The organism is Streptomyces sp. NPDC005070 (genome assembly GCF_053600395.1).
This window is the reverse complement of sequence record NZ_JBSFZS010000095.1, coordinates 1-25,134: the sequence shown is the minus strand read 5'-3', so window position 1 is coordinate 25,134 and position 25,134 is coordinate 1. Positions and strand designations below refer to the sequence as shown.

Sequence of the window (25,134 nt, the reverse complement as noted above, 5' to 3'; positions counted from 1 at the left end):
CCGCCTGTCGAGGGGTGCCAGCCAGCGCAGCCGCCCACCTGGCCTTCACCTCGGCGGCCGATGCCGCCTGCTGCGCCTCGTGCCGCACGGGGTGTCTGGCCGACTTCGCGGGCTCTCGTGGCCGGCCCGGCCTGAGGCGGTCGGGGTCGGCCTCATGCAGGGAGCGGCCGCGCCTGTCGCGTTGCCTCGCAGGTGGGGTGCGTCGGGTCAGGTGAGGTGACTGTCAAGGTGGCGGCGCCTGCTTCGTCCGGCAGCACGGCTTGGTCAACGCTTGCGCGTGTCGTCGAAGCGCGACCATTCGGCGAGGTGGCCCGCGTAGCTGGCGGCGGTCACTGGACGCAGGGTCCGTGTCGCGCCTCGGGGGCGCTGGTGGTGTTTTGTGCGCGGTTGCGGATCGCCGCCCTTCTGCCGCCTCCTGGCTGTTCGGGTGGTGGGGCTGCTCGGTGGGGTTGAGATAACTGATCAAACTAGTTTTTCTGGTTAGAGTGACCTCTGGTTATGTAACCTGTAAAGTGAACGTGTATGGTTAGGTGGATGATGGTGACCGACCGAGAACAGCAGGACGCACTGCTGGAGCTCCTCAACAGCACGCCAGTGGTCAACGGCGTCGTCCAGGACCAGTTGGCAGATCCGGAAGCGGCCAGGTCCTGGCAGCAGGCCCACGACGGCAACGGCACCGCAGGAGAGCACCGACACCTCCTCAAGGCGCGCAATGTCCTGCAGGACGTGGTTTGGGGCAGCCGCCCTGCTGTGTCGCTGGCGCCGCTCCTCAAGGGCGTCACCTCCCACCCTCACCTGTCGTCAGCAGGGGTGTTGTGGGAGGTGGAGGCCCCGGCAGAGCGTCGGATGGCGGTCAAAGCTGTCCTGGCATGGAGTGAACTACAGGAGGCGATGCCCGGCCGGCTGCGGCCATGCGCCAACCCGGAGTGCCGACTGTTCCTCATCGACCACAGCAAGACCAACAAGGCCCGCTGGTGCGCGATGGCCGTCTGCGGCAACCGCATGAAAGCCAGGCGCCACTACCAGCGCACCCGCGACGGCGCAGGCGGATAAGGCCGCGGCGGTCATGTCTGCCTCCCGCGATCGCGCCGACGCCTCGCCCTGGCGATCTCGCCGGTGATGGGAAGCCAGTAGTACAGGACGAAGGCAGAGATCACGGCCACGCCGAGTACGGGAACCAGGGCACCAAGCACGGTCCCGATGCCGAGCCAGACAAGGGCAAGCCGGAAGCGCCGACTGATGGCCCTCACACCGGCCGCGTCAATGGTGGTGGCGAGCAGCCGACGGTCGTAACGGACGTACCACCAGATGACGTTGAACAGAACGGCCGCGAGTTCGAACGCGATGCCGTGAAGGACGACAGCGGTGCGCTGCCCCTCTCCGTCACGGAACGCCTCGGCCAGGATGGAGGCGGCGAACGGCAGAAACGCGATGTCCATAAGCAGCACGGTGTTGAGGAACAGCACCATCTGGTCAGCGCTGCGGATGTGGTCGAACATGATGTGATGGTTGGCCCACACCTGCCCGATCAGCATGAAGGTGACAGCGTAGGCCAGGTACGACGGCCACAGCTCGGCCAGGTCGTGCAGCAGATGGCGGGTGTCGTGCGGGGGGCGGATCTCCAGGACGAGCAGTGTGATGGCAATGGCCATGACGGCATCGCTGAACGCGACCACCCGGGCAGGATCGCGCTCCTCGCCGAACGGCGACGGCCCTCCTGGTTCCTGAACATGCTCTGTCATCGCCCCAGCCTCCGCCAAGGAACGCTACTTCGCGGGCAACCTTGTGGCATGTCTCCAGAGCCCAGTCAGCTCATCCCTGGCACCCCGGGTGCCAGCGTGACAATCGACAGGGAATCGGGTTCCCGCGCGGGAGGCGCGTAGACGGGTTCCCCTGAGGCGCTCATGAAGACAAAGCGACCGCGCCGACGGCCCCAGGCTTCGGTGTTTCCCTCGGGCACCCTCGCCTCAACGAATCTGCAGACCCTCGCTGAAAGGCACCATCGTGGGGCGAGGCGTCACGGCTCCAGGGTGCTGTACACGACGTCAGGCAGCCGGTGCCGACAGGCCTCACGAGGGACGAAATCCGCGCTCCTGCAAGGTCCACACGTTGCCGTCGGGGTCCGTGAACTCGGCAAAGCTCGCATAGTCACGGCGTTCCTGGTCGACGCCGGGCTCGAAGCCGCCCTGCCATGCGTCCAGAGGCGCCTTGTGCCGGATTTCCCCGATGCTGACGCCGCGCTCCGCCAGCTCTGCCCACGCCGCTTCAAGATCGGGGACCACCAGATACAGACCCCGCACCGAACCGGGCTCGGCGTCGGTGAGACCGACTCCGATCTGTACCGAGCATGCGGAACCTGGAGGCGTCAGCTGCACGACACGGAAAACGGTGCTGGGACCATAATCGACGTCCAGGTTGAACCCGAGCCGCTCGGTGTAGAAGGCCAAAGAGCGATCGACATCGTTCACGGGCAGGATGACGACCTCGAGCTTGCACTCCATGTGACCAGTCTGGTGCAGTCCGGCACAGAACCGCCACTTCGCAGGCATGCCCGATATGAGTGATCCACCGAGAGAACGTACGCACGACCGCATGCCTCCGTCCTGTAGCTGGGCTCACAGCGACACCCCAACCAACGGCGGCAGGAAGATCTTTCCGGCCGGCAGCACCTCGCCTTCTCGGCCTTCGTCAGCAGCCGCCGGAGCCCGAGGTAGCCGCCCCCGATGACCACGAGGTGCTCGGGAAGGTCGCTCGCGCGGATGAGGTCGGTGCTGCTCCCTGGTGCGGGCTGTTTGCCAGGCCCAGGACAGACGGAACGACGCTCTCGGAGCCGGTGTTGATCAGGATCGTCGGCGCGGTAACGCTGATGAGGTCCTCGTCCTCGCCCATGGTGACCGTGTGGGGGTCGATGAAGCGGGCGGTGCCGGTGATGACGGCGGCGGTGTCCTTGCCATCGAGCGACTCGAAGTTGCCCGCCCGGAAGTCAGAGCGCGGACGCCGGCGATGGAGTTGGCGAAGGACTTCTTCGCGCCGTCCAGTGCGCTTTTCGTTCGAGTAGTGGACCAGCATCTTTGTCGGGACGCATCCAACGTTCGGGCAGGTGTCGCCGTACATGTTCTCGGGCTGCTCGATCAGGATGACGCGTCGGCCGGCGTCGGCGAGCTGGTGTGCGGCGGTCTTGCCGCCCTTGCCGAAGCCGACGATCAGAACGTCTGCTGCCAGAGTGGTTGCGGTGTTCACACTTGCAGTGTGGCGATGGATGGTATGAATAGGCTGTTTTATTGCATTTCTTAGTCTGAGAGTCTCACTATGGATGCTGTGAGCCGGTTGCTGCGCCTGGCGCGGCTCAGGGCCACTCTTGATACGCGCTGCCTGCTGGGCGGGGCTACGCGGATGGATGTCGCCCGGGGCCGTGAACTGGAGGCACCGTTCCATGTGCTGCTGGAAGGTGAGTGCCAGATGCAAGTGGGCGCCGCCTTGCTGCAGATGCGGCCCGGAGATGTCGTCCTGATCCCGAGTGGGGCCTCGCACCGGGTGCTCACCGGCGGGCGGGGCCGTGTTCGCGGAACGACCGAGACGCCCGGCGATGCGTTCGTGACCAAGCGGAGTGAGCGCGGTGGGGCGGCCGTCATCGACTTGTTCTGCGGGCACTACACGTTCGACGCGGGAGCTGGTGCGATGCTGTTCCGCAGCCTGCCCGACCCGGTGCACGTCTCTTTCGGACAGTCCGCCGACAGCGACGAGGTGCTGCGGATGCTGAGTGCCCTGATGCGGGGGGAGGCGCAGCGCGAAGGCAAGGGCACGGCTGCGATCCTGGCAGCCCTTTCCACCGTGCTGCTGGCCATGATGCTGCGGACCTCGCGAGGGGCCACCACGACGAGTGCACTGTGGACTGCAGCTGCCGACAGCCGCATCGCGGATGCCGTCGACGGCATCCTGAAGGATCCGGCGAGCGACTGGACGATCGACCGACTCGGCCGTGCGGCGGCTATGTCGCGTGCGACGTTTCTGCGTCACTTCGGGCAGGAGACGGGGATGACCGTGGGCGCCTTTGTCGCACAGGTCCGGCTGATGACCGCTGCGGAGCTTCTCAGCTCCACCGATACCACGGTCGCCACGATCGCCGGACAGGTCGGCTACCGGTCTGAGTCGGCGTTCTCACGGGCGTTCCGCGCTCAGGTAGGAACGACGCCGGCCAGATTCCGCCGCGATCAGCGGCAGCACAACAGGATCGACGGGGCGACTGCCGATCGACCCCAAGGATGATGATTGGGATGATCTGGCAGCAGTTCGTCGCGATGCGCTCGTCAGGTTCGGGCGCGGGCCGTCCACCAAGATCCATCTGGCGGGCAATCGGGAGTTGACGGATCCCGGTGCGAGCGAACGGTGCAGCATCTGGTCGTCTCGGCGCAGGCCCTGCAGCGCGAAAGGGGCGTCTCACGTGGCTCGTGAAACGCCCCCGGAACAAGGGTTCGACCGACTGGACCCGAACGTCAGGCGGGCAGGAACTCCGCGATCTGCTTCTTCAGGGCCGGTTTCGACATCGCGCCGACCAGGGTCTTGTGCACAGCTCCGTCGCGGTAGATCTTCAACGTCGGTATGGAACTGATCCGGTGGACCGCGCTGGTCACCGGGTTCTCATCGAAGTTCACCTTGACGACCACGATGTCGTCGGGATGCTCGGCCGCGATCTGGTCGAGGACCGGGGAGAAGGCGCGGCAGGGTCCGCACCACTCGGCCCAGAAGTCGACCAGGACCGTCTTGCCGGAGTTCACAACATCCGCATCGAAGGTCGCGTCTGTCACATTCTTCGCCTTGGCCATGGCCCGGCCCTCCTTCATCGTGGCGAGTTGGTTCGCACGGTGGATGTCAGTTCCGAGGCGTGACGAGGTCGTACTCGCTCGGGGTGTCGTTGAAGACGTTGAAGTAGTTAGTCAGAACGTTCAGGGCGAGGTTGGCGACGATCTCTGCGATCTCCTCGTCGGACACACCAGCCTCGCGGGCGTCCGCGATGTCCTCCTCGGCGACCGAGCCGCGCCCCCGGGCGATCGCATCGGAGAGCTTGAGGATCGCGTCCACGTGCGAGTCATTGGAGGCCGCCTTGCGGGCATGGCTGATCTCGGACTGGTCCAGCTTGGCGACGTTCTTGGCGAGGAACGTGTGGGCCGACAGGCAGTAGCTGCACCGGTTGAACTCGGCCGTGCTCAGTGCCAGGCGCTCGCGCACCCCACCGGGCAGCGCACCCTGGTTCAGGGTGCCGGACAGGCTCAGCCAGGCCTTGAGGACGGCGGGGCTGTTGGCCATGTACTGAGCCATGTTCGGAATGACGCCGATCGTCTTCTTCATCTCGGCGTACAACTCCGCAACCTCCGCGGTCGCGGTGGCGGGCTCGATACGTGCAAGCTCAGGCATAGCAGGTCTCTTTCTCGGATCTGATCTTTCAGGGGGAGCTTTCAGCTCCACCTGCACGAGTGTGCGCCCAAGAAAATGATGCGGACAGCTCCCTCCGGGTCAGGATTCAGCCCGAGAGTCTCATTCTGGAGACGCCGTCGGGCGCGGTCGGTCGGCGAGGTCCCGGCGGGACACCGGACCGCCAGAGCAGGCCTGATCCGGCCGTGCCCCGCAGAACGCGGGTGTAGTCGTTGGTGGACTGGCGACGAAGGCTCTTACGCCCCCCGCAAGGCCTCGCGCCCAATCGGGCGGGTGTCATGCCAGCCCGGTGCAGGCTTTGTATCCGAGAGGGCGTCGCTGGATCGCCACGGGCGCCTGCGCACAGCAATCCGTGACGCCCTTGATGCTCACCTCGAAGACCCCAATGCTCCGGGAAGCTCAAGCCGCACGACGGGACCGTTTCGGGCAGCGGCGGTCTCGGGGTGATGCAGCAGTTTGTGGGCTCGGTGCGGACGAACGCACCGTCCAGGACTGCTGATTTTGGTGGCCCAACCGAGGATCCGCCCGGCGGCGCAGGCAGTCGACGAGCCGAGCACCTGATCATGACGGTCGACGGCGAGGCCGCCCGGATGGGTTACGCGCAGCGCCGTCGCGTGCAGCTCCGGCAGCAAGATCTGAGAGCGTGCCCGCCGGCCGCCGGACAGGCGGTCGAACGGTCCAGGCTGTCTGCCATCGGCGAGCACCGCCCGGTCTGTACTCATGTCCCGGCGCATCCGACAAGGGGCAGCGGTCCCGGGCGGGCAAGTGGCCTGATCCGCCAAGCGCAGGGGCTTTGTCGGCTCAGCAAAGGTCCCTGGGCATGGGAGGGAGGCGTGCCTTGCGACGCGTGATCTCTGTTGCGCTCGATAGCGAGTGGGCGATTGCCTGGCTCTTGGACGGGGACGGTCCGGAGTCGAGTCTGGGGTTCCTCACGGTCCGCAGAAGAATTCGGGTTATGAAACTATGTGCGGTCTCGCTTAGATTTGGCGAATGGCTACTTTGCGAGCGCTCGAGTGCTTGGTCGCGCTCGTCGACAAGGGTTCGGTGACGAAAGCGGCAGCAGCCCTGCACCTGTCCCAGCCGGCTCTGTCCCATCAGATCGCGGCCCTGGAAAGAGAGCTCGATACGCCGGTCGTGGAACGGCTGTCTCGGGGAGTGAGGGTCACTGCGGCCGGAATGGCCGCCGCGGCCGAGGCGCGGGCGGCGTTGAGCGCGGCCGGGCGAGCCGTGCAGGCTGGGCGTGACGTGGGCGCCGGCCGGGCGGGTCGGCTTCGGCTGGCCTGCGCCGAGACGATGACGGTCTGGCTGCTGGTGCCCATCCTGCGGCGCTGGCGGACCAGGCGTCCCGACGTCCAGCTGGACCTGATGGAATTCACCAGCAGCGACAGAATGGTCGAGATCCTCATGGCCGGAGAAGCCGATCTGGTCGTTGGGCCCGAACCCACGGGGACCACCGCTTACCTCGAGCACCTGGGGGACGAGGAGATGGTCGTGGTAGCCGCCGGTGACCACCGCTTCGCGAACCAGCCCTCTGTCACGGTCGATGAGCTCCTCGACGAACCGTTCGTTCACTACACCCCGGACAACGGCAACGCGGCATGGGTCGATCAGTTTGTCTCCGCCCACCAGGTGTCTCTCACGCCCGTCCTGCGCACCCGTAGCCCCCGGACTGCAGCCCAACTGGCCGGGGCCGGAATGGGTGTCACCATCGTGCCCGCATCCGCACTCACTACCCGTCCCGCCGGAGTGGTGCGACGTTTCGAACCTCGGATCCACCGCGGCGTTGTCGCGATCACGTCGACACCCTCAGACGCCCTGGTCTCCAAGTTCCTGGCGGATCTACGGCGCCGTGGTCTGCCAGTCGTCAATACGGCGGCCTGACGGCCCGACCACCTATGAGTCCGGCGATGGCCAGGTGCGCGGTACACGGCCGCGTGCGTCGCAGGCTTCCTTCTTGTTGCGCGGAACATCCCAGGCACCTGTGTCGATCGTCCCTGGTGGACAGTATTGGCGCGCAGGGGCGCGAGCCCCTCGGTCGGTGACCCAATGATGACGTTCACCGATCCGTTGGTGGCTGCCAAGGTCAGAAACCCGGGATCGGGCTCGAGCGCCGACACGCTCGAGAACAGCACGGCCGATCCCGCCTGTGGACTCCTAGGCGCGAAGTGCTTGGCCAGCTGATCGGGCCGGACGACCTTCGTGTGGGACGACCAGCAAGATGGCCTCCGGGCTGAGCTCACTCGTCATGCCCAGAGCCCGTGCGGACACCATCGAGACCGCGTGATCGACACTGCCGACGTCCTTGGCCAAGGCCGCGATCGACGCCTCGTCGCTGACATCGCCCTGTCTCACAGTGACAGCACTGCGCGGTCGAGTGCCTCGGTGGCCTGCCTGCACCCGGTGATGGACGAGCGCCCCGACCTGACCGCCAGATCCACTTGATCACCGAGCGGACCGGTCGGCCCCTCTCCATCGGCATCTCGGCGGCGAACGCCCACGACAGCCAAAGGCTGGAGCCCTTGGTGCGCGGCATCCCACCCATCCGGTCCCGGTGCGGGCCGCGCCGTCGTCGACCGACCAAGCTGCACGGCGACAAGGGCTACGACTTCGACCAGCTACGCGCATGGCTCCGCTCCCGCAACATCACACCGCGTCGCATCGCGCGCCGGGGCATCGAATCCTCCCAGCGCCTTGGTCAGCACCGTTGGATGGTGGAGCGCACCGTGGCAGGGCTGTCCGGCCCAGAACCGCTACGCGGACCCCGCCGCCTGGGACTGCCTCGAGGCAGAGTTCGGCATCCGGCTGCCGGCCGACTGAGTGTGGCTCAGACGTTCTCGTGCTGGTAGGCCGCGAGGAGGAAGAGCCAGATCTCGCTGATGGTCGGGAAGCAGGCGATGGCGTGCCGTAGCCGTTTGAGCGGTACTTCGCCGGCGACCGCGATGGTCGCCGAGTGCAGGAGTTCGCTGACCGCGGGCCCGACGAAGGTCACACCGAGCAGGATGTCCCGGTCGAGGTCGACGACCATCCGGGCGTGGCCCTGATAGCCGTCGGCGTACAGGTTGGCGCCCTGGGCGGCGTTGAGGTCGACGTCGATGGTCTTGATGCGGTGGCCCGCGTCAGCCGCCTGTTGGGCGGTCAGGCCTACGGCGGCGGCTTCGGGGTCGGTGAAGAAGGCTTGGGGGACGGCGTGCTGGTCGGCGGTGGTGGCGTGGTCGCCCCAGGGGGCGTCGTCCAACGGGCGGCCGGCGGCGCGGGCGGCGATGGTGTCGCCTGCGGTCCGGGCCTGGTATTTGCCTTGGTGGGTGAGCAGGGCGCGGTGGTTGACGTCGCCGAGTGCGTACAGCCATGCGCCTTCCACGTCACGGACCAGGCAGGTGGTGTCCACGTCCAGCCAGGTGCCGGGTGTGGCGCCGACCGTCTCGAGGCCGATGTCGTCGGTGTTGGGGGTGCGGCCGGTGGCGAACATGACTTCGTCGGCCTCTAGTTCGCTGCCGTCGTCGACGGTGAGGGTGACAGGTCCTTTGGCATCCGGGCGGTGCAGCGCGGTGACCTGGACGCCGGTCCGCACGTCGACACCGGCGTCGGTGAGGCCGCCCTCGACCAGCTCGCCTGCGAAGGGTTCCATGCGGGGGATGAGGCGGCGGCGGGCGAGCAGGGTGACCTGGGAACCCAGGCCCTGCCAGAGGGTGGCCATCTCGACGCCGACCCCGCCGCCGCCCACGATGGCGAGCCGGTCGGGCACGGTACTGGAGTCGGTACCCTGTCGGTTCGTCCAGGGCCGAGCATCTTCGATGCCGGGGATGTCTGGCAGGTCCGGTCGGCTTCCGGTGGCGACGGCCACGGCGTGCCGGGCCGTGAGGGTGTGGTGCGCACCGTCGTCCCGGGTGACGGTGACTCGTCGAGGGCCGTCGATTCGGCCGTGGCCGCGGAACAGGTCTGCGCCGATGGACTTGACCCACTTGACCTGTCCGGTGTCGTCCCAGTCGGTGACGTAGCGGTTGCGGCGGGCGAAGACCTGGTCGGTGTCGATCTCTCCGGTGACGGCCTGCCGGGCACCGTCCACGCGACGGGCATCGGCGACCGCGATCACCGGCCGCAGCAGGGCCTTGCTGGGGACGCAGGCCCAGTAGGAGCATTCGCCGCCGACGAGTTCGCGTTCCACGACGGCTACGGTGAGGCCGGCGGCGCGGGCGTGGTCGGCGACGTTCTGGCCCACCGGACCGGCGCCCAGCACGATCACGTCGTAGCCGGCGCTTCCCTGGTTTTCGCGTGTTTCGGTCATGGCTCTCTCGTTTCACGATCGGGGCTGATCCGCAGCTGTTCTTCGCGTCGTTCGACGACGGTCTGCAGCCCTGGCGGTCACAGACTCCCGGCCAGGTGGGCAAGCGGCGGAGGCATCGCAGTGCGTTGCCGCGACAGCAGCACAGAGCCCCGCACGAAGGGGCAGGTAATGTGCCGCTGCCCGGCGAATGCCCTCGGCCTGTTGTGAGCAGACCCCAGCGCACCCGGATCGCTCCGGCTCATGGAGGCCTTTTCCAGGCAGCACCGATATGTGACGGGGTGCGATGGGCATAAGCACTCCTTGCGTCGGAGGGCGCTTCCGCACTCCACACAACCACTGCTTAGAGCTTCCCCGCAGCTTTTGTCGGTCTGGCGGCTGCATCGGGCATGATCGCCATGCCTGTCCCGCCCCCACATGCGGCGTTGTCGCGTCCTCGCTCAGTGAGCCAGCCGCTGGCATGGAGGGAAGAGCAGCCAGATGATCAGCGTCCCGCTGTCGTCCCGCACAAGCCGGGCAGGCAGCGGCTGACCGGCTGCATTGCGACGCGCGGACGCGCAACCCGGTGCTGCTGCATGTACCGCTGGCGAATGGCTGATCGGTGTGGGTGCGGGGTGGAGGACCTGGTCCGCCCGGTCGGCGAGCACCGAAGGCATCCTGCGGCCGGCACCCCGAGCGACATACCCCTCTCGCGGTCCACCGCGTGCGCGCGGTCCTGTCTGTTCACGATCCGCTCCCCGCCTGACGGCAACTTCTCCTTTATTCGGTTTTTCTATGGGTCGGCCTGAAATTTTTCATGCCTCGGGTTTCACGGAATCGAGTTTCTCTGCCTAGGGTTTATCTCGCCGATCTGTGTTTTTTGACTTAATGAAGGAGCATTGTTGTGTCTAAGCTTGATGGTCGCGTGACTTTCCTTTTCGTGCATGGTGCCTGGCACCGATCCACGTGCTGGGCGCCCTTGCAAGATGAACTCGCCGCGACCGGTTGGCGGTCCGAGGCGATCGACCTGCCTAGCGCAGGAGAGCAGCGCGATCCCAGCGCGGGACTGTATGACGATGCCGAAGAGATAGCCGCCCGGCTGCGGCGTATGGAGGGCACCGTGGTGGTTGTCGCTCACTCCTACGGTGGCCTCCCGGTCACTGAGGTGGTCGGGGATCACTCCAACGTCGCCCGCGTGGTGTATCTGGCGGCCTACATGCCGACCGAGGGAGAGTCTGCCAGCAGCATCCACGGCATTCCCGTACCCGAGGATGTGAGCGGCGTCGCCCCGCTGTTCGCCGACCCACGCGCAATGTTCTACGGGGACCTGGCGGATGCCGATGCTGAGCGAGCGATCGGGCAGCTGGTCCCACAAAGCCTGAGGTCCCTCACGCAGAAGACCACGCGTGCGGCATGGTGGACGGTACCGTCCACCTACGTGGTCTGCGAGCAGGACCAGGTGTTTCCGGTAGCCCTACAGGAGAAGTACGCCGCCCAGGCTACAAACGCCCAACGCCTGCCGACGAGCCACTCGCCCTTCCTGTCGGCTCCCGGCCGCCTGGCCACCCTTCTTGCTCGCGTCGCTACCGACTCGCAGTCATAGGCTGCGAGCCCCTCTCGGCGTCTGGCCGGGCACCTGGTTGCAGGCAGAAGCAGCTGGGAGATGTGCGCGGTGCAATCCGGTAACTGCTTCTTCACAAGGTTGGCCTGCAGGGGACTGGCGGGTGCGGTGGCGTTGAACAGCCGCGGAAGAACTGCCCAGGAACGCCCGCGAGGAGCGCGGGTGTCCTGGACATCGCCACATGTAACCCGCAGTCCTGTCCGGGCTTCGACGGCGAGACCACCATGGTCGGCATCCAGATGGCCGAGCGGCCCGTGGAACGCTCATCCAATAGTGGTCTCGCTGCACAGCCCCACGGGCCAGTCATGGCATCCGGCATTCCCGGGGCCTCTCCTGTGCTGTAGCTGTTGCGCCTGATTATTGATCTTGGTTGTGACCTGCTGTTGCTCAGCCGAACTGGGTACCGCGGGTGAGGTCTTCGCGAGGTCGGAGGGCCGGCGGCGGGTGGTCACGAAGGCCCAGGCCCGGTGTCGCTTGCCGGTCCGAGGGTCGGTTCACCGCCCCAGAAGCCGTAGTCGATCTGGGCTTCCTCGCCCGGCTCGATGTCATCGCGCAGGACCGTGAACTGCGACCTTCTGGTCTCCTCGGGCAGAGTGGCGTGGATCCAGCGCCGGAAAGCGGAGATCGACACCTCCAGCTTGTGCTCGTCTCGAAGCTGCTGGTGGATCGTGGTCACCGTCACCGTCCCCGGCAAGTTCTGGATGTAGTCGCGGTGCTGGTCGATCTCCGGCCAGATGAGCTGCCTCAGGCGCGAATTGGAGAGCTCGGGAAACCAGACCCTGATCAGCTTCGCCCAGTTCGCCTCACCCATTGGCGGCTCGCCCGGGGTGATCCCCGCGGCCTCCATCGGCGCCAGATACTTTCTGATCGTCTTGCGGTCCACCCCCAGCGACGCGGCCAGCTCACGCTTCGAGCAGCCCGCGAACCAGTGGACGTAGATCTCGGTGACATCGACCATGACGAACGTTCTCCTCGCCATCCGGGCTGCCCATCGGGCTTCCGGCCCACAGGCCGAGAGCCGCCCCGAACACCTCCGCGATGCCCAGGTCCCTCGATCTCGATCCATGCCCATGGCCAATTACTGACCTTTTCGGGTTGCCTTCGGGTGGTGACGTTGGGTGATCCTTGCGGTATGTCGGTGTATTGCGGTACGCGGATGGTGGGGGCCTCACGGCGTGCGGTGGGCTGCACGTGAACGGATCCGGCTGGAGGCCGGGCGGAGGTTCGCACGAGGTGACAGGTCCTCGGACATCGCCAAGGACCTGCGGGTGAGCGAGCGTTCGGTGGAGCAATGGCGCCGCAACTGGCGGGAATGCGGCATGGAGGGTCTGAAGTCGAAGGGGCCCGCCAAGTTGCCGAAGGTGTCGGACGAACGGGTCGCCCTGCTGGAAGCGGAGCTGGCCAAAGGGCCGGCCGCGCATGGCTGGGAAGATCAGCGGTGGATGCTGGAACGCGTCCAAAGCTGATCGGCCGCCAGTTCCAGGTCAGTTGCTCGATCGCGGGAGTGTGGCAGCTGCTGCACCGTCACGGCTGGTCGTGGCAGAGCCCGGCCCGGCGCGCGCTGGAACGCGACGAGCATGCGGTCGGGCTCTGGAAGAAGGACGTGTGGCCGCAGGTGGAAGGACCGCGGCGGCGCTCGGGGCCTGGATCGTCTTCGAGGACGAGGCCGGGTTCTCGATGGGCTCTGTCAAGATTTCCGTGACGGGGTGACGGAGCGTGGTCCCGGTCAGGCCAGGAGGACTCGTTTGCGGAGTAGTGCGAAACCGGCTCTCCCATACATCTGTCGCTTCAGCATCTTGATCCGGTTGACGTGGCCTTCGACAGGGCCGGAACTCCAGGGCAGCGTGAGGCCCGCGGTGACAGCCTGGTGATCACGCCGGAGACCGTCGGCGAAGGCGTGAAGGGAGGGTAGGTCGTCGGCGTGGACGGCGTCTGTCCATGCCGGCAGGCTGGTTCCGCCGAGGTCGCAGACCATCCGTGCGAAGGCATGCACGTGGCTGCGGACGGGAGTCAACTCCGGCCGCCGGGTGAGTACTTCACTCAGCTGGCGTTCTTCGTCCTCGCGCAGGTGCTGGGGGTTCCACATGATCCAGTTGGTGACCTGCTGCGGTTTGAGCACCGGGGCCGGCGACCGGATGGAGCCGAGGCTGGTGCGAAGCGGCCGGAGATAGCGTCGCACCGCTTGCGGGGTCCGGCCCGGGTAGCCCTGAGTCTGGATCTCCCGGAAGAGACGTGCGGCAACGGTGCAACCTTCGTTCCAGCGCCGGATCAGGTGGGGCTTGAAGGCGTCCAGACGTGTGGTGCGAAGGGCGCCTTCGATGAGGCCGTCAAGGCTCTTGCAGTGGGCATAGCGTTCTGCGGTGTGTCGGGCAAGTCCCAGCTCCCGGGCGATGGCGCTGATCGTCCATCCGCGGGCCGGCAGTCGGTGAACTGCCCTGTGCCGCTCTCGTGTCCGGGTGGCCAGCCACTTCTCCGCGCCCGTGTCCGGATTGAGCGTCGAGGGCGGAGCCGCGGCCATGCGCCGAGCTGAAGGGTACTCACCTCAGGACTTTGCAGACAAGGACGGTGAGCGATCACCGTGCGTTCGACAGCTGTGGCCAGGTTGTCCCATAAGTGCCACCGGTTGGCCACCTGCAGCGCGCCCGGAGCGCCTGCCCGGGCCGCTTCGGCATAGGCGCCGGCCCGGTCCCGGCAGATCACCTCGATCCCCAAGTGTCCGGCGAGCCAGACAGCGACAGGTTCCTTCTCCCGGCCGGGCAGCAAATCGAGGACGGCATGGGACTCGACGTCGACCAGCACCGTCCCATATCTGCGCCCGCGGCGGGTGGCGAAGTCATCCATCCCGAGCACCCGCGGTGAGGGAGGGCACGGATCCGGCAGCGCCATCAGCACGTTCAACAACGTCACTCTGCTGAGGACGATGTGGAGAACGGCGGCAAGCCGGGCGCCTGCCCGGCCGGCAAGTGCCAGGGCAATCGCCTGCACCAGGGCCACCAGCACCACAGTGCGACGTCCGTAGCGGACGGTCAGGCCCTCGACCTGTTCGGCGAACGTACGAGCCCACAATCAGCAACGTCGCAGAACAACCGCCGCACTGACAGGTCGACGACCACCGGACACCCGCCCACGGCGGCGTCCGCCAGGTGTCTCCGATACCGACTGTGGACCCGGTATGAGCAGACACCGCACGACGGACATGCAAGCGCATCGTCCAGAGTGCGGGCCTTGACCCACACCACACCGTCCGCCACCCCCACGTGTTCCACCCGTACCTTCTCCAGGTGCGGGAACACGATGCCCAGCAAGTCATCACACACGGCAGACCATGCCACCGGAATGACGCTCTGTCACCCCGTCACGGAAATCTTGACAGAGCCTCTCGATGACGCCGCCGACCACCCGGACCTGGTCCCGCCGCGGTCACACTCGCGTCGTGCGCGTGCGGGGCCGTTCCCGTCGCTGCTTATCGGTGGCCGCGCTGACCTGCTACAAACCCGGCGAACGCTCGCGGCTGATCTACCGGCCCTGCCCGGATGCCCGGCCCGACGGGCGCAAGAGCTTCTCCTGGAAGGACTACCGCGACCTGATCCAGACCGCGCACCAGCAACTCGGCGGTCCGATCGTGCTGGTCTGGGACAACTTGAACACCCACCTGACAGCTGGGATGCGCCGCTATATCGCCGAACGGGACGGCTCACCGTCTACCAACTCCCGCCCTACGCACCGGACCTCAACCCAGTCGAGGGCATCTGGTCGGTACTGCGGCGCACCACGGCCAACCGCGCTTTCGCCGACCCGCACGACCTGATCGCCGCCGTCCGGCGGGCCCACGTCAGCTCCAGTACCGCCACGACGTTCTCGACGGCTGCCTCACCGGAACTGGGCTCGTGCTCGCCCCACCATGACGACATCACGCTGGGAGTCTCGATCGGGTGATCGCGCGGGCCCTGCCCGGCATGAGAGCAGGGCCTGGCGATATACGGGGAAAATCCAGGGGAGCGGACGGCCGCGCGCTGCTACGGTCGGGCGCCATGAGCTGGCTTCCCGATGACTTCGTCCACCCCGTCCTGGTACCGCTGCCGGGCGGTGGTCATCACCTGCGGCCGATCCGGGAGGCGGACACCCCGCTCGACTATCCGGCTGTGATGGGTTCGCGCGAGCGGCTGTGGACCATCTTCGGCCCGGCCTGGGGCTGGCCCGCGGCCACCATGACCTACGAGGCCGACCAGGCCGACCTGTTGCGGCACGCGAACGAGATCGCCGCGCACCAGTCCTTCAACTACGCGCTGTTCGACGCGGCGGAGACAGCTCTGCTCGGCTGCGTCTACATCGACCCACCGGAGAGGGCCGGCGCGGACGGCGAGATCTCCTGGTGGGTGGTGGACGAGCTGGTGGGCAGCAAGGTCGAGCAAGCCCTCGACGCGCTGGTGCCGCAGTGGATCGCCGCCGACTGGCCGTTCGAGCAGCCGCGCTTCCTCGGCCGCGAGATCTCCTGGTCGGACTGGCTCGCCCTGCCGGAGCATCCCGACACGTAAGTGGTTGTTGCCCGTACCGATCTTGAAGGCTGTCGATCGAACGGGAGTCTCGATCGGGTGAGTGCGGCGGCCGCCGCGCGTGAAAGCAGGGCCTCCTGGTAGCTCAAGGGGTGTCTACTCCAACAAGCTGTCCAGGAGGCCCTGTTGACGCAGTTCTACGGCACCACGTGGGTTCGCCAACTCGAACCACCGCAACCACACCGTCCAGACCAGGGCTCTGCACGCCTACCTGCGCTGGCGCAACAAGAACGCACGACACCCCGACATCCTCGACGCCCAACGACGTGAACGCGCCCATATTCGCAGCGAGAAGGGCATCCGCTGGGGAGGACGGCCGGCGAAAGTCGCGTGACCCTCCGAGCGGCACCAACGACACTGACGCCATGACCGTTGATCGTGAGGCGCTTCAGGCCAGCTGGAACCGCACCCGTGGCCACCTCGACGCCGCCAGGGAACACCTGACAGGCCTGCCGGACATCGACCTCTCAGCGACGCTGGAGTTCCTGCAGGACAACGAGCTGGGACTTGCCTTCGACTGCCTGATCGATCTCGGAGACGACCTCGACCTGCCGCTCTCCTTCTGGCAGCACCTGGACCGGGCGGCTCGTGGGATGCGCCTCTACAGCGAAGCGCTGCACGAGCCCCACCTCACGGCCGCCGACCTCTGCCGCCGTCACCTCGCCGCCGCAACCGAGCAGGAGTGACCCGCCAACACGGCGAACCTTCCCGGTCAGAGCACTAGCTCGACAGTACGGGCAGCGCACGCCTGATCAACCGTGCTGGCGCTCCGGGCCGCGTCATTGCAGCCGACCGGGTCCGCCTGCTTCGTCAGGCTGGATACCATTGCGCTGGCAACGGCTTCGACACCCATCTGCGTCCCACGGTCGAAGCGCGGCGCGTGCTGTATCTGGCTGACCTCCACCCTGGTGGCCTCAACCGGGATGATAGAGCGGCCCACGCCGCTCGTCTCAAAGCAGCTCTCACTGGCCGGCGGGGCAGGCAGGACGCTCGCAACGCGGCTGCCGCGCATGGAGGCATGGGCCATGCGGCACGCCGACGACCTGCCGATAACCCTCACCCAGCAGCTGGAATCCAGTGCCAAGCCGCACCGGGCAGAAGCCGGTAATACCCTGCAGCCGGTGCCCGGCAAGCCCACTGAGGACCTTGCCCGTGCCTCAGCAGAGTGCGGGTTGCCCGCATCTTCGAGGCTGTCAGGCACAGATTCCTCGCACAGGAAGAATGCGAATGCCATCAACTACGCACACCAGGTGGTGAGCCCGTGAGCCCACGACCGCGCAAACGGGTTGCACCAGGACCGGCGGTGAACGGCCTGCAGCCGAAGATCACCGAGGATGAGAGTGCCAGCCACGACAAGTACAAGCTCGAGTGCCCCCAGTGCGGCGAGACCGGGCGGTACCGCTTCGCGTTGCTCGCGCGGAGAGCGTTCGAGGAGCACACCGACGAGAAGGACCCGGTAGTGGAAAGTCCGCTGGACCAAGTCCGGACTTTCCTCGACTGTAGGTTCGCATTTTCAGTGGCCTTTCCTCACAGGCGATGTCCCTTGCCCGGCCCAAAGGACACAGAAGTGAGATGAACGGCTGGGGTTCGACCCCGCGAGAATGCAACGCTTCATGCGGTCTCTGGACGCGTCGGGGGCGGGCTCACTTCTGTACCGGCCCCGCCGCGAGGGCGTCCAGCTGCTCCTTCGACCACGAGAGCCTGCCGGCTCGCAGGTCTTCGACCACCGCGCGCACCCACTCCAGCTCCGCGGCCGTCACGGCCCGCAGGTACTCGGTCTCCAGGCGGGTGATGCGCGGCAGCCCCTGATCCGCCTCTGCGGCCAGGGCCGATTCCAGTCCGTCGAGCTTCTTTGCGAGGGCGCCGGCCCGCTGCTCAAGTACGTCTCCCATGTCCTGCGAAGTGAGCAGCAGCAGGTTCGACAGGGCGGCCGGGAACTCCGGGAACTCCTGCTTGGGTTCGGCGAGCATCTCCTCCAGCCAGGCGCGGGCGGTCTCACGCCCCGCGTCGGTGACTTCGTACACGGTCCGCTCGGGGTACTGCTGATCGCGCCCGGTCTCGCGGACCGCGATCAGCCCCTCGCCATTGAGCCGCTCGATCGTGCGGTAGAGGCTCGCACGCTGCCTGACGTTGACGACCTGCTCCTTGCCCCAGTCCTTGACCAGCCGCTGGATGCCGTACGGGTGCAGTGGCTTGTAGTGCAGCAGGGCCAGGACGGTCAGGGCGAGGGGGGAGCTGCGGGGAGCAGATGGGGTCATGGACTCGATTTTAGCCCCAGAACAACTAGTTGACGAGAGACTAGTCTCGGTGCGACTATCGAATCGTCAACGCGACACCGCCCCGAAAGGAACCACCGAGATGTCCCTCACCGAGCGCATCCACTCCGACCACGACCTCGTCAAGCACCTCGGCAACTGGACCGAGGCCGGCCACTTCGAGATCAAGGCCCGCAACGGCGCCGCCGTCCTCGACCTCCGTTCCCCCGACCTTCCTGACGACATCGAGATCCATCTCGACATGGACCGGGCCATGGTCAAACTCCTCGTCGACGACGACACCGCCATCGACCACTGGAACCTGAGGTGGACCGCCCGCGGCAAGATCAAGGACTCCCGGTCCCCATCCACCCTCGACGCGGTGGCCGGCCGCCGCGTCCGCCTGTCCGGCTCTGCGACGAACAGCGAGATCCGCATCCATCGCGGTGGCATCGCGATCCTGTCCGCGATGTTCTCCCGTGCGTACGTCCAGGATGTACGTCACGCCCACAAGAGCGGCGGCGTACCGACGATCGACGACCCCGCGAGGGGGCACCAGTCATGACCCGCATCGGCAAAGTCCGCACTGCGCTCGTCATCGGCGGCGGTATCGCGGGCCCGGTCGCCGCGATGGCCCTGCGCCAGGCAGGTATCGAGGCCGCCGTCCACGAGGCGTACGACTCCACGGCCGACGGGGTCGGAGGCGGCATGACCATCGCCCCGAACGGTCAGAACGCCCTCGACGCGATCGGCGCGGGCGACATCGTCCGCGCCATCGGCACACCGGTCACCGCCATGGGCCTACGGAGCTGGACGGGTAAGCACCTGGCGCAGTTCGCCCCGCCCTCCCGCCTCCCGTCCATGCAGTTCGTCTGGCGTGCCGACCTCTACCGGGCGATCTACGACGAGGCGGAACGCCGTTCCGTCCCCATCCATCACGGCAAGCGGCTGACCGGCACGACGGACACCGCCTCCGGCATCACGGCGCACTTCGCGGACGGTACGCAGGCAAGCGCCGACATCCTCATCGGCGCCGACGGCATCCGCTCCACGGTCCGCTCCCTGATCGACCCGGCTGCACCACAGCCGAACTACGCCGGCCTGGTCTGCTTCGGAGCACGGATGCACCAGTCAGAGATGCCCTCCACCGACGGCGTCATGTACATGTGCTTCGGCAAGCGCGCGTTCTTCGGCTACCAGGTCTTCGACGACTCCTCGGCGGTGTGGTTCGCGAACCTGCCCCATCGCGTCCCGATGACAGTCGCCGAGGCCCAGGCGATCGGCGCGAAGGAGTGGATGCGCATCCTGCTGACCGCCTTCGCCGGCGACCGCACCCCGGCCCTCGAGATGATCAGCCGTACCGACGTCGGCCAGCTCCTCATCACCGGCCCGATGGAGAACATGCCGAGAGTCGCGACCTGGACCCGCGGCCGCACGACCCTGATCGGCGACGCTGCCCATGCCGCCTCGTCCAGCTCCGGGCAGGGTGCCTCCATCGCCGTCGAAAGCGCCGTCGAACTGGCGCGCTGCCTCAGGGACCTGCCCTACCACCAGGCTTTCGCGGCGTACGAACAACTGCGCCGCCCTCGCGTCGAACGCATCATCAAGGTCGGCGCCCGCACGAACAGCAACAAGACCGCGGGCCCGGTCGGCCGCGTACTGCGCGACCTCGTGATGCCGGCGACGATGAAGCTGATCAAGCCGGAGAAGATGGCCTGGCAGTTCGACCACCACATCGACTGGGACGCGAAGGCAGCCCCGCTCACGTGAACTCCAGCCCGTCCTTGGCCATGACGCCGGAACGGGCTGGTGCACAAGTCCGGCACCGCGCCTGGCGCCTGCCGGTGGGGCCAATCGATCGAACCCGGAACGGTTCAGACCGGCTCCAGCACGCAAGCGAGGACAACCACAGCCTGCACGCCCGCGTCGCAGAACTGGAAGCTGACCTGGCCGCAGCCCGGACCAGCCTGCGAAGAATGATCCGAGCGGAGAACGCCCCGCAGTGATCCTCGCGACCTTCCGCATAGCCAGTCGTGCGGGAGTTGCCGCACTCGCCATCGTCAGGCTGTGCGGCGGGCCGCGGCTCGGATGCGAGCACCTGTTGCGACCAAGCACCATTGGGCGAATGCGAGGCTGACGCCGAAGTACTCGGCGACCCGTTCGTCCGGGTGCTGCGGTAAACGAGGCGGAGCGCCCAGCGGCGACACTGAGCCTTTTCCATCTTCACTCTGAAACTGGCCAGATGCAGGGTGAGGACTGCCTGGACGAGGCTCGTGATGCGGGTGGTCGAGCAGTGGAGCTTACGGAGGAGCCGCCAGGACTTGAGGGTGGCGACGGCCTGCTCGACCAAGGCCCGGATCTTTGCGTGGGACCGATTGACGGCCTTCTGGCCTGGGGAAAGGTTCTCCCAGCGGCCCCAGTGAGGGATACGAAGCAAGCCACCGGCGCCTCGATAGCCTTTGTCCGCCCAACACGTCTTGCTGGCTTGGGCGAGGGCGTCGATGATGCCGTGGTCACGCGCGGCCCGGACGTCGTGGACGGCACCGGGCAGAGCCGGTGAGGCCCACAGGAGCCGGCCGGAGGGATCGGCCAGGACCTGCACGTTCATCCCGTGCTTCTTGTGCTTCCCGGAGTAGAAGGGCCGGTCCGCAGCGATCCGGGGAGCATTCCCAGCGCGTGGGAAAAATCTTGACGGGCCACTGGACGCATTGCGGGCGGCGGGCGGCATCCGTGGTGTAGAGCGGTACGCGGCGAGCAGTTGGGGGAGGGGTCGAATGCGATACCGGCGTTCACGGACGGAGACCGGGAGGCGGGGAGCGGAATGACCATCACCTCTGGCCCCGTCTGCAGCCAGCCGGTCTGTCGTCGTACGGACCCTGAGCCGGACTGTCGAGGCTGCCCGTGGGCACTGACGGTCGTTCCCGCGCTCGGCACCGGAGACGAGACAGGGATCGTCCCGCAGGCACTGACCGATTTCCACGACCTTCACCGGGTGGTGTTCCTCAAGTACGTACGCAGTCGCGGCGTGACCCGCGACGAGGCCGAGGACGTGGTCAGCCGGACGTTCCTGCAACTGCACCGAGCAGAAAAGGCGTTTCTGGCGGCGGACAACCGGGCGGCGTTCGGCTTCAAGGTCCTGCGCGACACCCTGGCGGACCATTTCCGGGCTGCGGACCGCAGGCCCAGAACGCTGCCGCTGCCCGCCGTCGGCGAACCGTTCGCCGACGGGCGCATCAGCGAACTGATCTGCCGCCTGGACGTGGAAAAAGCGCTGGAACTGTTACCGCCCCAGCAGGGCGACTGCCTGCGCCTGCACCTCTTCCTGGACCTGTCTCCCACACAGGTCGGCTTCTATCTCGGCATCACGCGCTCCACGGTCTCCTCACACCTGTCCGCCGGATGGCAACGGCTGGCAGAACACCTGGACAACTACCGCCCCGCTGGTACCGGAACGGAGCAGCACGCATGAACATCGACGAGCTGGCACAGGCAGCCCGTGCTGCCCTGAAGGACGAGTACGCCGACTACGACCCCGCGCCCGGCTGGAGGACGAGGTCATCGGCGAAGCGGTCAACCGCAAACGGATCGACGACGTCCGTGACACCGCCCAGGCCGAGACCGTCAGTGACGCAGGCGGGCAACAGCTGGCCGTGCCCTCCGGCTGGGTGACCGACTGGCCCGCACAGGCTGCCTGCCGCACCACCGACCCGGACGAGCTCTTCGTGCAAGGCGCCGCCCAGAACCGTGCCAAGGCCGTCTGCACCGGCTGCCCGGTGCGGACCGAATGCCTGGCCGACGCCCTCGACAACCGCGTCGAGTTCGGTGTCTGGGGCGGCATGACGGAACGCGAGCGACGGGCGCTGCTGCGTCGCCGCCCGTCGGTGACCTCCTGGCGCCGACTGCTGGAAACCGCACGCCGGGAGTACGCGCGTGGCGCCGGCCTCGTGCCGCTGGAGGACAACGACCTGACCACGATCCTCGACCAGGCCATCTAAGAGACAGACGCGGCACAAACGGCCACCGCCACCACCACGAGCCCTGCACGCGGTACAACCAGGCCAATCCGTGCTACCGCCGCACTCCCAGCACGCCCACGAACTGTCCGGGCCCGCAGCAGCCCGCTCGTTCCACAACACCTTGGACCACGGTCCCGACCCGCGAGGAGAACCCCGATGGCCAGCGACAACTCCCGCCAGAGCGGCGAGAACAGGCCGCTGCTCAACCAGCGCTCCGCCATGATTTTCCTCCTGGCCGTCCTCACTGGCATCGGCGCCGGCTTCCTCGCCATCCTTGCCACAAACCCTTGGCCCGTGGCCGTCACAGCTGGCGTAGGTGCGACCGCCGCCGGTGTCCCTTTCTTCGACCGGATCGTGGAGTGAACCTGCCGCAGCTCGGGGCTCTGGCCGCAACCCGAAGCCATGTGTGATTGCCGGGCTCCGCGCGCGCTCAGTGAGGTTGCCTCCGGGCTACAGACTGTCGGCCCAAGCGGGACGAGGTAGCTGTGCACCCCCGCCGTTCTCGTCGCCCTGGCTGCAGCTGTCCCTGCCCTGATCGTGCTGCCGTTCCTCCCCGGCGGTACTGATTGAGCCGTCAAACTACTCAAGGCCCACACCACTTACCTGCGTACCTTCCTGACCAAACTCAGCCCGGCCCGTGATCCAGGGCCGACCGATCCCTGTCTCCGCACGTCATAGTGTTGACGACTGTCGCGGCTCGTTTTTCCTACCCGCAAGACCTGTCGGCTCCGCAAGCTCACCGCCCGTCGTACAGGATTCTTTGCCCGATCCCTCACCGCCCCGGCAGGGCTGTGACCTGTGGTGGTGGGGGATGTGGCCAGGGTTCGGCGGGTGGTGGTCGGGGGGTACCGGAAAGTGATGTGGCTAATCGGGGTGCCGTGGTCGGGGCGGCCGCCTCTACGGTGAATGCCGTTCGGACGCGCTTTGCCCGCCCCCGTGCGGGGTGTGTCCGGGGGCCTGTGGTGGTGGGTCCGGCGCCACGGCCAGCGGGTATCTGCCGGTCCCGGATCCGCCGCCGCACGCCCGGCGAGTGCCAACGTGAGGGAGGCGGGTGCGGACTGCACCTGGGCCACCTGGAAGTTCCCCGCTGGCCAAGGATGCGGAGGGCCGGTGAGCGTCGACAGTTGGGCGGTGCGTCGTGTTGGGCTACAGGTGCACCTGCCAACTGCGGTGGGGGAACGACGAAATGCGGCTCCGGAGGTGACGGACTGCGCCGAGCGGGGGCAGCGGGCCGGGTGGCCGCCGCGTGTTGTGACGCTCGCCGGCCGCTCCGAGCGTCGCAGTTGGCTGGCTTGACGAGCCCCTCCTGGTCAGCAGTTGATGGGGGGGTTACCAGAAGCGACGCGGCAGTAGTCCGATCCGAGTCCGCCGTCGACGGTGCCGGCGTTCGGGCCGACGGAGATGAAGTCGCCGTCAGCTCCGCCGAGGATCTTGCCGGTCGTCGTGGTACCGGCGTTGGCCGTGATGGAGTCGCCGCCGGCGCCGCCGTCGACGGTGCCGGCAACGATGCCGTTGATGACGATGTAGTCGCTGCCGCCCAAGCCGTTGACGCTGTCGCCCAAGGCGAGGGCGCCGCAGCTGATGTGGTCGGAGCCGGCGGTACCGCTGACGGTCGTACCGGACACGGGGCGGCCGTTGACCGTACATGACGTCAGGGCTTGTGCAGGCGTTGTGGTCAGGGCGAGGGGAGCGGCCGCGAGGGTGGCGGCGCAGAGTGTACGCATCGCATGTCTGATCATGTAATGAGTGGCTCACGACGATTTCATGATCGCAATGCTGCATCATCGGTGGCGCCGCCGTTCGGGGCAGTCTGCCGCCCGGACGGGCCCTCGAGGCCGACAGTCAGATGATCAGGGTCTGCGGCGGGTGCCCGAGTCAGAGGGCGGTTCCCGCAGGTTCCCTGCCTGGGAAGCTGCGGGAACCGCCCACACCGACGTAGGGAAGTTCACTGGGAGCCGTCACCTCTCAGTCCGGGGAGTCCACCTGCTACGGGCAGTGTTTCCGCAGGTCAGCGAATTTTGTCGATGTCCCGCGGTCCGACTCAGTGCGAGCCGCTTCGGCGTCGTACTAGGGTCCGTCTTGAAAGATCATCGGGTGGTGGATCATGGTGGGGTGATACGTCGCCATGAACTCACCGATCTGGAGTGGGAGTTACTCGCTCCGCTCATACCGCGGGCCGCGACAGGCCGTCCGCGTGTGGAGGATCGGCAGGTCGTCAACGGGATGGTGTACAAGATCCGGACCGGGGTCTCCTGGCGCGACCTGCCGGAACGTTACGGACCGTGGAAGACGGTCTATACCCGCTTCCGCCGCTACGCCCTGGACGGCGTGTTCACCCGAGCTCTCCAGCAGATCCAGGCCCACGCCGACGCGGTCGGCGACATCGACTGGCTCGTGCAGATCGACTCCACCATCGTGCGGGCTCACCAGCACGCCGCCGCCACCGGCCGAAAGGGGAATTCACTCCATGTCCTCGCTCGCCCAACTCGTCGTGCTACTGGTCGTCCTAGTCGGAGTCCTCGTCTACCTGGCCCGGCGCCATCCGGACTGGGTGCAGCCACTGCTGGTTGGCCTGGCGGGCACGACCGCCTTGGCCGCCCTGGTCGCACCCGTCGTCACCGCTGAACCAGTTCGGTGCCCGGTGAGTACAGGTGCGTGTTCCCGCGGTGCGCCAAAATGCGGACACAGATCTCTAGCGGGCGTCGAGCTCGGCTGTGGGCGGGTTCGCGGGTTCCTGTGTGGGCATGAGGGAACTCCCTTCCTCTTCCTGACAAGGACTGGCCGGGGGCCCCGAATTCATCGCCGCGGCCGCTCTCGCGTCGGTCCAGGCGACCGGCTGCCGGGTTCAGGGGGAGACGATGGCGTTGAGTCCGTAGTCCAGTTCCGATCCGTCGACGAGAACCGCTTCGACCGTGCGCGTGCGGGGGTCGATGTCGGCCACGATGCCCTCGCCCGCGTAGCGCGGGTAGCCCGTCTCGCCTGTCTCGCCGGTCGCTTCGAC

25 protein-coding genes and 8 pseudogenes are annotated in these 25,134 nt (G+C 67.1%); 19 read left to right on the top strand and 14 right to left on the bottom strand.

Annotation, left to right across the window (positions count from 1 at the left end; translation table 11 throughout):
- Positions 1-537 precede the first annotated feature (537 nt).
- Positions 538-1,053, top strand: a complete 516-nt coding sequence (locus ACWEBX_RS27400) for a CGNR zinc finger domain-containing protein (RefSeq protein ID WP_451887473.1) — start codon at positions 538-540, stop codon at positions 1,051-1,053.
- Positions 1,054-1,064: 11 nt separating this feature from the next.
- Here the strand turns inward: ACWEBX_RS27400 and ACWEBX_RS27395 are convergent, their stop codons facing one another.
- From ACWEBX_RS27395 to ACWEBX_RS27385, 3 genes are all read right to left on the bottom strand, one after another.
- Positions 1,065-1,676 (bottom strand): TMEM175 family protein, encoded by a 612-nt coding sequence (locus ACWEBX_RS27395; protein WP_451887463.1) that lies wholly within the window; start codon positions 1,674-1,676, stop codon positions 1,065-1,067.
- A 393-nt stretch (positions 1,677-2,069) separates the two neighbouring features.
- Positions 2,070-2,501: a VOC family protein gene (locus tag ACWEBX_RS27390; protein ID WP_451887462.1), complete on the bottom strand. Its 432-nt coding sequence runs from the start codon at positions 2,499-2,501 to the stop codon at positions 2,070-2,072.
- 187 nt (positions 2,502-2,688) lie between these two features.
- Positions 2,689-3,240, bottom strand: coding sequence for an FAD-dependent oxidoreductase (locus ACWEBX_RS27385; protein ID WP_451887461.1), 552 nt, complete (start codon positions 3,238-3,240; stop codon positions 2,689-2,691).
- A gap of 69 nt (positions 3,241-3,309) precedes the next feature.
- Between ACWEBX_RS27385 and ACWEBX_RS27380 the strand changes: the two genes are divergently transcribed.
- Positions 3,310-4,266: a cupin domain-containing protein gene (locus tag ACWEBX_RS27380; protein WP_451887460.1), complete on the top strand. Its 957-nt coding sequence runs from the start codon at positions 3,310-3,312 to the stop codon at positions 4,264-4,266.
- A gap of 227 nt (positions 4,267-4,493) precedes the next feature.
- On the opposite strand, the gene trxA is transcribed toward ACWEBX_RS27380, so the two are convergent.
- Complete coding sequence (trxA, locus tag ACWEBX_RS27375; protein WP_451887459.1) at positions 4,494-4,823, bottom strand: thioredoxin; 330 nt, start codon at positions 4,821-4,823, stop codon at positions 4,494-4,496.
- Between the two features lie 46 nt (positions 4,824-4,869).
- Positions 4,870-5,412: a carboxymuconolactone decarboxylase family protein gene (locus ACWEBX_RS27370; protein WP_451887458.1), complete on the bottom strand. Its 543-nt coding sequence runs from the start codon at positions 5,410-5,412 to the stop codon at positions 4,870-4,872.
- Positions 5,413-5,819: 407 nt separating this feature from the next.
- Between ACWEBX_RS27370 and ACWEBX_RS27365 the strand changes: the two are divergent.
- The 4 genes and pseudogenes from ACWEBX_RS27365 to ACWEBX_RS27350 all read left to right on the top strand — a co-directional run.
- Positions 5,820-6,035 (top strand): annotated as a pseudogene (locus tag ACWEBX_RS27365) (ABC transporter ATP-binding protein); the annotation flags it as partial.
- Positions 6,036-6,420: 385 nt separating this feature from the next.
- The gene (locus ACWEBX_RS27360; RefSeq protein WP_451887457.1) at positions 6,421-7,311 is read left to right on the top strand and encodes a LysR family transcriptional regulator; all 891 of its coding nucleotides are present in this window, start codon (positions 6,421-6,423) and stop codon (positions 7,309-7,311) included.
- 548 nt (positions 7,312-7,859) lie between these two features.
- Positions 7,860-8,171, top strand: a pseudogene (locus tag ACWEBX_RS27355) (transposase); the annotation flags it as partial.
- Positions 8,122-8,247: a hypothetical protein gene (locus ACWEBX_RS27350; protein ID WP_451887456.1), complete on the top strand. Its 126-nt coding sequence runs from the start codon at positions 8,122-8,124 to the stop codon at positions 8,245-8,247. The pseudogene ACWEBX_RS27355 and the gene ACWEBX_RS27350, both read left to right, overlap by 50 nt.
- Positions 8,248-8,254: 7 nt before the next feature.
- On the opposite strand, the gene ACWEBX_RS27345 is transcribed toward ACWEBX_RS27350, so the two are convergent.
- Complete coding sequence (locus tag ACWEBX_RS27345) at positions 8,255-9,712, bottom strand: dihydrolipoyl dehydrogenase family protein (RefSeq protein WP_451887455.1); 1,458 nt, start codon at positions 9,710-9,712, stop codon at positions 8,255-8,257.
- Positions 9,713-10,592: 880 nt separating this feature from the next.
- Between ACWEBX_RS27345 and ACWEBX_RS27340 the strand changes: the two genes are divergently transcribed.
- Positions 10,593-11,291: an alpha/beta fold hydrolase gene (locus ACWEBX_RS27340; protein ID WP_451887454.1), complete on the top strand. Its 699-nt coding sequence runs from the start codon at positions 10,593-10,595 to the stop codon at positions 11,289-11,291.
- Positions 11,292-11,757: 466 nt separating this feature from the next.
- On the opposite strand, the gene ACWEBX_RS27335 is transcribed toward ACWEBX_RS27340, so the two are convergent.
- Entirely contained in the window at positions 11,758-12,267 is a 510-nt protein-coding gene (locus ACWEBX_RS27335) for a hypothetical protein (RefSeq protein WP_451887453.1), read from the bottom strand.
- A 185-nt stretch (positions 12,268-12,452) separates the two neighbouring features.
- Between ACWEBX_RS27335 and ACWEBX_RS27330 the strand changes: the two are divergent.
- Positions 12,453-12,989 (top strand): annotated as a pseudogene (locus ACWEBX_RS27330) (winged helix-turn-helix domain-containing protein); the annotation flags it as partial.
- A 46-nt stretch (positions 12,990-13,035) separates the two neighbouring features.
- Here the strand turns inward: ACWEBX_RS27330 and ACWEBX_RS27325 are convergent.
- From ACWEBX_RS27325 to ACWEBX_RS27310, 4 genes and pseudogenes are all read right to left on the bottom strand, one after another.
- Positions 13,036-13,527 carry an ISL3 family transposase gene (locus ACWEBX_RS27325; RefSeq protein WP_451887472.1) on the bottom strand — a complete coding sequence of 164 codons (492 nt, stop codon included), beginning with the start codon at positions 13,525-13,527 and terminating at the stop codon, positions 13,036-13,038.
- Between the two features lie 162 nt (positions 13,528-13,689).
- Positions 13,690-13,827, bottom strand: a pseudogene (locus ACWEBX_RS27320) (hypothetical protein); the annotation flags it as partial.
- A 104-nt stretch (positions 13,828-13,931) separates the two neighbouring features.
- A pseudogene (locus ACWEBX_RS27315) lies at positions 13,932-14,150 on the bottom strand (transposase); the annotation flags it as partial.
- 185 nt (positions 14,151-14,335) lie between these two features.
- A complete protein-coding gene (locus ACWEBX_RS27310) occupies positions 14,336-14,545 on the bottom strand; it encodes a transposase family protein (RefSeq protein ID WP_451887471.1) in 210 nt (69 codons plus the stop codon).
- Positions 14,546-14,688: 143 nt separating this feature from the next.
- On the opposite strand from ACWEBX_RS27310, the pseudogene ACWEBX_RS27305 reads away from it, so the two are divergent.
- The 5 genes and pseudogenes from ACWEBX_RS27305 to ACWEBX_RS27285 form a co-directional block, all read left to right on the top strand.
- A pseudogene (locus tag ACWEBX_RS27305) lies at positions 14,689-15,214 on the top strand (transposase); the annotation flags it as partial.
- Between the two features lie 126 nt (positions 15,215-15,340).
- Positions 15,341-15,844 carry an N-acetyltransferase gene (locus ACWEBX_RS27300; RefSeq protein WP_451887452.1) on the top strand — a complete coding sequence of 168 codons (504 nt, stop codon included), beginning with the start codon at positions 15,341-15,343 and terminating at the stop codon, positions 15,842-15,844.
- Between the two features lie 175 nt (positions 15,845-16,019).
- Positions 16,020-16,196 (top strand): annotated as a pseudogene (locus tag ACWEBX_RS27295) (IS630 family transposase); the annotation flags it as partial.
- A 31-nt stretch (positions 16,197-16,227) separates the two neighbouring features.
- Entirely contained in the window at positions 16,228-16,548 is a 321-nt protein-coding gene (locus ACWEBX_RS27290) for a MafI family immunity protein (protein ID WP_451887451.1), read from the top strand.
- Between the two features lie 617 nt (positions 16,549-17,165).
- Complete coding sequence (locus ACWEBX_RS27285; protein ID WP_451887450.1) at positions 17,166-17,438, top strand: hypothetical protein; 273 nt, start codon at positions 17,166-17,168, stop codon at positions 17,436-17,438.
- Between the two features lie 67 nt (positions 17,439-17,505).
- Here the strand turns inward: ACWEBX_RS27285 and ACWEBX_RS27280 are convergent, their stop codons facing one another.
- Positions 17,506-18,120, bottom strand: a complete 615-nt coding sequence (locus ACWEBX_RS27280; RefSeq protein WP_451887449.1) for a PadR family transcriptional regulator — start codon at positions 18,118-18,120, stop codon at positions 17,506-17,508.
- Positions 18,121-18,220: 100 nt separating this feature from the next.
- On the opposite strand from ACWEBX_RS27280, the gene ACWEBX_RS27275 reads away from it, so the two are divergent.
- Both ACWEBX_RS27275 and ACWEBX_RS27270 read left to right on the top strand, forming a co-directional pair.
- Positions 18,221-18,682 carry a hypothetical protein gene (locus tag ACWEBX_RS27275; RefSeq protein ID WP_451887448.1) on the top strand — a complete coding sequence of 154 codons (462 nt, stop codon included), beginning with the start codon at positions 18,221-18,223 and terminating at the stop codon, positions 18,680-18,682.
- Positions 18,679-19,887, top strand: a complete 1,209-nt coding sequence (locus tag ACWEBX_RS27270; RefSeq protein WP_451887447.1) for an FAD-dependent oxidoreductase — start codon at positions 18,679-18,681, stop codon at positions 19,885-19,887. Before ACWEBX_RS27275 ends, ACWEBX_RS27270 begins: the two co-directional genes overlap by 4 nt.
- Positions 19,888-20,350: 463 nt before the next feature.
- Here the strand turns inward: ACWEBX_RS27270 and ACWEBX_RS27265 are convergent.
- A pseudogene (locus ACWEBX_RS27265) lies at positions 20,351-20,776 on the bottom strand (transposase family protein); the annotation flags it as partial.
- Between the two features lie 162 nt (positions 20,777-20,938).
- Between ACWEBX_RS27265 and ACWEBX_RS27260 the strand changes: the two are divergent.
- From ACWEBX_RS27260 to ACWEBX_RS27250, 3 genes are all read left to right on the top strand, one after another.
- Entirely contained in the window at positions 20,939-21,586 is a 648-nt protein-coding gene (locus tag ACWEBX_RS27260) for an RNA polymerase sigma factor (RefSeq protein WP_451887446.1), read from the top strand.
- 181 nt (positions 21,587-21,767) lie between these two features.
- Positions 21,768-22,112: a WhiB family transcriptional regulator gene (locus tag ACWEBX_RS27255; RefSeq protein ID WP_451887445.1), complete on the top strand. Its 345-nt coding sequence runs from the start codon at positions 21,768-21,770 to the stop codon at positions 22,110-22,112.
- 177 nt (positions 22,113-22,289) lie between these two features.
- Positions 22,290-22,496, top strand: coding sequence for a hypothetical protein (locus ACWEBX_RS27250; RefSeq protein WP_451887444.1), 207 nt, complete (start codon positions 22,290-22,292; stop codon positions 22,494-22,496).
- Positions 22,497-23,443: 947 nt separating this feature from the next.
- Here ACWEBX_RS27250 and ACWEBX_RS27245 read toward each other — a convergent pair.
- Positions 23,444-23,857 (bottom strand): hypothetical protein, encoded by a 414-nt coding sequence (locus ACWEBX_RS27245; protein WP_451887443.1) that lies wholly within the window; start codon positions 23,855-23,857, stop codon positions 23,444-23,446.
- A gap of 40 nt (positions 23,858-23,897) precedes the next feature.
- Here ACWEBX_RS27245 and ACWEBX_RS27240 point away from each other — a divergent pair, with 40 nt between their 5' ends.
- Entirely contained in the window at positions 23,898-24,758 is an 861-nt protein-coding gene (locus tag ACWEBX_RS27240; RefSeq protein WP_451887470.1) for an IS5 family transposase, read from the top strand.
- Positions 24,759-25,134: the final 376 nt, after the last annotated feature.

Coding starts and splice junctions, on each gene's coding strand:
- ACWEBX_RS27240 (WP_451887470.1), top strand. CDS start 23,898: ATGATCGCAATGCTGCATCATCGGTGGCGCCGCCGTTCGGGGCAGTCT.
- ACWEBX_RS27360 (WP_451887457.1), top strand. CDS start 6,421: ATGGCTACTTTGCGAGCGCTCGAGTGCTTGGTCGCGCTCGTCGACAAG.
- ACWEBX_RS27245 (WP_451887443.1), bottom strand. CDS start 23,857: ATGCGTACACTCTGCGCCGCCACCCTCGCGGCCGCTCCCCTCGCCCTG.
- ACWEBX_RS27400 (WP_451887473.1), top strand. CDS start 538: ATGGTGACCGACCGAGAACAGCAGGACGCACTGCTGGAGCTCCTCAAC.
- ACWEBX_RS27280 (WP_451887449.1), bottom strand. CDS start 18,120: ATGACCCCATCTGCTCCCCGCAGCTCCCCCCTCGCCCTGACCGTCCTG.
- ACWEBX_RS27380 (WP_451887460.1), top strand. CDS start 3,310: ATGGATGCTGTGAGCCGGTTGCTGCGCCTGGCGCGGCTCAGGGCCACT.
- ACWEBX_RS27390 (WP_451887462.1), bottom strand. CDS start 2,501: ATGGAGTGCAAGCTCGAGGTCGTCATCCTGCCCGTGAACGATGTCGAT.
- ACWEBX_RS27270 (WP_451887447.1), top strand. CDS start 18,679: ATGACCCGCATCGGCAAAGTCCGCACTGCGCTCGTCATCGGCGGCGGT.
- ACWEBX_RS27260 (WP_451887446.1), top strand. CDS start 20,939: ATGACCATCACCTCTGGCCCCGTCTGCAGCCAGCCGGTCTGTCGTCGT.
- ACWEBX_RS27250 (WP_451887444.1), top strand. CDS start 22,290: ATGGCCAGCGACAACTCCCGCCAGAGCGGCGAGAACAGGCCGCTGCTC.
- ACWEBX_RS27300 (WP_451887452.1), top strand. CDS start 15,341: ATGAGCTGGCTTCCCGATGACTTCGTCCACCCCGTCCTGGTACCGCTG.
- trxA (WP_451887459.1), bottom strand. CDS start 4,823: ATGGCCAAGGCGAAGAATGTGACAGACGCGACCTTCGATGCGGATGTT.
- ACWEBX_RS27275 (WP_451887448.1), top strand. CDS start 18,221: ATGTCCCTCACCGAGCGCATCCACTCCGACCACGACCTCGTCAAGCAC.
- ACWEBX_RS27290 (WP_451887451.1), top strand. CDS start 16,228: ATGACCGTTGATCGTGAGGCGCTTCAGGCCAGCTGGAACCGCACCCGT.
- ACWEBX_RS27335 (WP_451887453.1), bottom strand. CDS start 12,267: ATGGTCGATGTCACCGAGATCTACGTCCACTGGTTCGCGGGCTGCTCG.
- ACWEBX_RS27345 (WP_451887455.1), bottom strand. CDS start 9,712: ATGACCGAAACACGCGAAAACCAGGGAAGCGCCGGCTACGACGTGATC.
- ACWEBX_RS27370 (WP_451887458.1), bottom strand. CDS start 5,412: ATGCCTGAGCTTGCACGTATCGAGCCCGCCACCGCGACCGCGGAGGTT.